Origin of the sequence: uncultured Gimesia sp., from assembly GCF_937910335.1 — a bacterium.
GTDB lineage: Bacteria > Planctomycetota > Planctomycetia > Planctomycetales > Planctomycetaceae > Gimesia.
The window spans coordinates 1-4,234 of sequence record NZ_CALEMX010000076.1 but is presented as its reverse complement, the minus strand read 5'-3'; the positions used below and the strand labels follow the sequence as shown (position 1 = coordinate 4,234).

Annotated in this window: 4 protein-coding genes and 1 pseudogene; 4 read left to right on the top strand and 1 reads right to left on the bottom strand. The window is 44.8% G+C overall.

Annotated features, from left to right (window positions below):
• Positions 1 to 189: 189 nt before the first annotated feature.
• The 3 genes and pseudogenes from Q0668_RS03160 to Q0668_RS03150 all read left to right on the top strand — a co-directional run.
• Positions 190 to 639, top strand: a pseudogene (locus tag Q0668_RS03160) (glutamine synthetase adenylyltransferase); the annotation flags it as partial.
• A gap of 72 nt (positions 640 to 711) precedes the next feature.
• A complete protein-coding gene (locus Q0668_RS03155; protein WP_366918862.1) occupies positions 712 to 1,176 on the top strand; it encodes a putative nucleotidyltransferase substrate binding domain-containing protein in 465 nt (154 codons plus the stop codon).
• Between the two features lie 282 nt (positions 1,177 to 1,458).
• Positions 1,459 to 1,794, top strand: a complete 336-nt coding sequence (locus Q0668_RS03150; protein ID WP_298859845.1) for a hypothetical protein — start codon at positions 1,459 to 1,461, stop codon at positions 1,792 to 1,794.
• A 98-nt stretch (positions 1,795 to 1,892) separates the two neighbouring features.
• Here Q0668_RS03150 and Q0668_RS03145 read toward each other — a convergent pair whose 3' ends face one another.
• The gene (locus tag Q0668_RS03145; RefSeq protein ID WP_298859843.1) at positions 1,893 to 3,233 is read right to left on the bottom strand and encodes a sulfatase; all 1,341 of its coding nucleotides are present in this window, start codon (positions 3,231 to 3,233) and stop codon (positions 1,893 to 1,895) included.
• Positions 3,234 to 3,961: 728 nt separating this feature from the next.
• On the opposite strand from Q0668_RS03145, the gene Q0668_RS03140 reads away from it, so the two are divergent.
• On the top strand, positions 3,962 to 4,201 hold the full coding sequence (locus tag Q0668_RS03140; RefSeq protein WP_298859841.1) for a hypothetical protein: 240 nt from the start codon (positions 3,962 to 3,964) through the stop codon (positions 4,199 to 4,201).
• Positions 4,202 to 4,234: the final 33 nt, after the last annotated feature.

Genomic DNA, 4,234 nt, shown 5'->3' with positions numbered 1-4,234 from the left:
CATTATCCATACGGTTTTCTAATACATGGATATTGTACGGATCGACTGTGACCTTGTTTGCTTCATAGACGCGGTTCCCATGAGGAAGGCAACATTCCGGAACCCTTTCCCACCATCGTTCATCAGCAGGGCATTATGCTCGTAGCCGTTCCATGAGGTTGGCAACCGCAATTTGGACAGTTCTCCGAAGAATTGTCAGATGTAGCAGAGGTCGTTGTAGAAGGCGCTTACGAGATCTGTAACGAACCGTTGCAGGAACGTTATGGTCTTCCTCAGCTAGAATCGGGGGAGCCCTGTCAATTATCGATTTGTGCATTGGGGAAATGCGGAGGTCGCGAACTCGGCTTTGCATCTGATATCGAACTGATGTTTATTTATGAAGGATCCGGACAGACAACGGGCCCGGAAATCATTACCAATAATGAATATTACCTGAAACTTGTCGAAAAATTTACCAAACTCATCAAGGCTAGAAGCGAGGGGATCTTTCAAATCGATCTGAGGCTCCGTCCCTATGGACAAGCGGGAAGCCTGGCAGTCTCTGCAGAAGCATTTCAGAATTACTTTTCTCACGGCGGGGCAGCCTGGCCTTATGAACGGCAGGCATTGGTCAAGCTCCGACCCATCGCGGCAGATGAAAATTTTGGAAATACGATCGTCAGATTGCGTGATGATATCATTTATAAAGGTAAACCATTCGATGTAGCTGCCATGTTGGCCATGCGCGAAAAACAACTTCAGCAATTGGTAAAAGGCGGAACCATCAATGCCAAGCTCGGCGATGGCGGACTCGTCGATTGTGAATATCTCATTCAGGGACTGCAAATCACTTACGGACACCGAAATCCCATGTTGAGAACCACCAATACACTGGAAGGGATTCACGCCTTAAAGGAACTGGGGCTGATCAGCCCTGATGATTTCCAGAATTTACAGAACGCTTACATTTTCCTCCGCAGACTCATTGATGCATTACGCATGGTCAGAGGAAACGCGAAAGATCTCACCGTCCCCCCACAGGACCTCGAAGAATTCGAATTCCTCGCACGTAGACTCGGATATGGCTCCCATACCGAAAAACTCCAGGAAGAAATCTCATCCACTATGGAACGGGTCCGCGACTTCAGCCGCTTATTAGATCCCATCAAAGCACTGACGATTCGTACGAACGGCTAACCGCTCAAGCAACTCCTGTAATCGACTTTCCATTCTCAAAGAAACGGTCCCCTGCAGGATTCTGCCGGTCCAGGGCCTGTTTTTATACTCGTTTTGACGACACCATTATCAGTTTGATCTCATTTTTTCGAGTAACCTCAAAATCGTGATAATCCATAAATATTAACTATCATTAAACTTACGACGCACTCTGTTCAATTGGCACAATTGATGCTTTTTATCAACATTAAGAAGTGGTCGAAAATTAAGACAATTTGAAAATCTCTTTTAAGGAACAGAACGATGAAAAAATTATTAATCGTTTGCGTCGCGTTGGCAGGCTTGGCATTTGTAGGAAATACGTCCACAGCGGATGCGGGCGTCAAATTTCAAGTTCAACTAGGAACTGGATACGGGGGATATGGTGGCGGATACTACGGCACCCGGAGCTATAACCGAACCCCTTACTACCAGGGAAGACGGCACGCATACTGGCATGACACCAGCCATTATGATTACCATCCCGGCCAATACTATCGACACGGTAACCATTTACACTATCAGCCGGGACATTACGATTTTCACCAGACAGGACATTTGCATCGTGGCCACGGTCGTCGTCCCGGCCACCGCCATTAAAATTCAGGTGCCTGTTCTTTGAGAGTGACTTTAAACGACAAGAGCAGGTCTGGAATGCCAGACCTGCTCTTGACGTTTTTATAGCTCTAAGAATCAACTTATTTTGAAGCGCCGTCCCACCATGCATTCGTCAGTTTCAATAACTGATTGGACTTATCAGGAAAATCGGCAATCCGGTTCTTTTTCTCAAACGGATCTTGAGCAAGATTGTAGAGTTCCGCTTTCTCATTACTAAGTCGGGAACTGGGAACAATCAACTTCCAGTCGCCTTCTATGCACCAGCGGTATTTCAGACTGGATGCCGGGTCGTCGATATCCACCATATCATGTTCATAAATGTCACCAAAAATTGCCCGCCGATTTGTCTTTCCACCCGCTTCCATTACCTTCAGTAAATCAATTCCCTGCATGGCTTTGGTTGGTTTCAAACCGACTGCCTTTAACAGTGTCGGCACGATATCAATGCTGCTCACCAATGTATCATATTCAGCCGGCTTGATCTTCCCTGGCCAGCGAAACATGATAGGTGTTCGAATTCCCCCGTCATACGGGCTTCGCTTTGATTTTGGAGCATAACGAAATCGACGTTTTGCTTTTTTTCGTGCCGCTTCTGACTCTGGAACAAATTGAATCCATCCATTATCGGTCACATAAACCACGATCGTGTTCTCTGAGAGTTTTTTTTGATCCAGGTAATCCAACAGTTGTCCGCAGGTCTCATCAAACCATTCACACATCGCATAATAATAGGACAGCTCAATCGGTATCTCGGCACTGCGATACTTGTCTAACAAGCGTTTGGGAGGGTTGTGTGGAGTATGAGGTAAGAACGGAGCATACCAGACGAAAAACGGATCCTCCCCGCAGTCATCCAGAAATCGAAACAGGGGCGCCATACCTTCGCGACCAATTTTCAAACCCAGATCTCCATGCCTTCCACCACGCTTGGGATCACCATGAGTCATCGCTGAAGTAAAGCCCGCCAGTTTTGGACTGCCTTCCCACCACTTTCCAGACTGAAAGCTCTTGTAACCCAACTTACCCAGCATCCTCGGCAGACAATCCACACTCTGGACATGCTTCAATAATTTCTGGCGATCCATTCCTTTGGGAGGATCGTTTCCAGTAATCTTATTCTGGTAAGGATATAAACCCGTAATCATCGTCATCAAACTGGGACGACACAAACTCGTCGGAACATAGCCTCTTTTGAAAACGGCACTTTCTGCCGCCAATTTATCTAATTGGGGAGTCTGAATGACGTCATGCCCCATAAAATGATAATCATTCCATGCCTGATCATCTGAAATAATCATGACAATATTCGGATGATCGGCATTCGGGGGATCGGCTTTAGTAGCCGCACTCGCAACAGTCAGTGAATTCACTAACCCCATGATCATGATCAATAGCGTTGTCCATTTTCCGAAAGCACTCACAGTTCACTCCTCTGGTTAAAACGCGACCCTTATTAATCGGGAATCATCAGTCTGCTGGAATCTCGGGATTTTATCGTTTGGCGCTCTGATCAGTTCCAAACCGGGTCAATTTATTGTAGAATTATTTTGAAATAAATCTTTAAAACACCCAACACACGAGATTATAATAGCGTATTGATCTGCGGGAGAGATACACACACTGGCAAAAATAAGTTCAAACTATCCTACCAACTATCCCACTAAGATCAACACCCAAAACAACTTACAAACGAATTAATCAGCAAACAACAGGATCTGCCTGCAACGAAATTCGTAACTTCGTTTATTATTTGACACGTTTCGAGAGATCCACTGTTTCGATGAGTATTCAAAATTGTCAATCTTGATTCGAGCTGCTCAAATGCGTTGACAGCTTGGAAACTGATAATTCTAATGTAGCTATCCAGACAGAATGGGCAAGGATTTATTCCTTTCACATTCAAAACTTTTTATCCGGGGCAACCTCTTCCTGAAACTTCAGGTTGACTCAAATCTGAGTAAGGGAAGATTAAACGTCACTAACTTTTTGGAAGAAGATGAGGAATCTTATGCGGAAAACTATGAACTTTAAAATGGCTTTACTCCTTGGTTTGGCAGTGGCAGGTTTTTCTATGATCTGTGCCTCAAACAATGCGGAAGCACGACCAAACTTTAAAAAAATCTGGGCAGAAACTTACCCGGGTTCCAAGATGATGGTTTCCAAAAAATGTGGCGTATGCCATCCTGGAAAAAACAAAAAAGAAAGAAGTGCCTACGCAGATGCTGTCGGTAAAGGTTTGGGAAAACGCAAGCAGACTGACAAAGAGGTCATTATCAAAGCATTGAAAGCTGCTGAAAAAATGCCTAGCTCTGTAGAAGGCAAAACATTCGGTGATTTGATCAAGGAAGATACAATACCACCAGGAAAAGGAAAAGAAAAAAAGAGCTGAGGCCTTCAACACTTTTTAAAAAAGTTGTGAAGT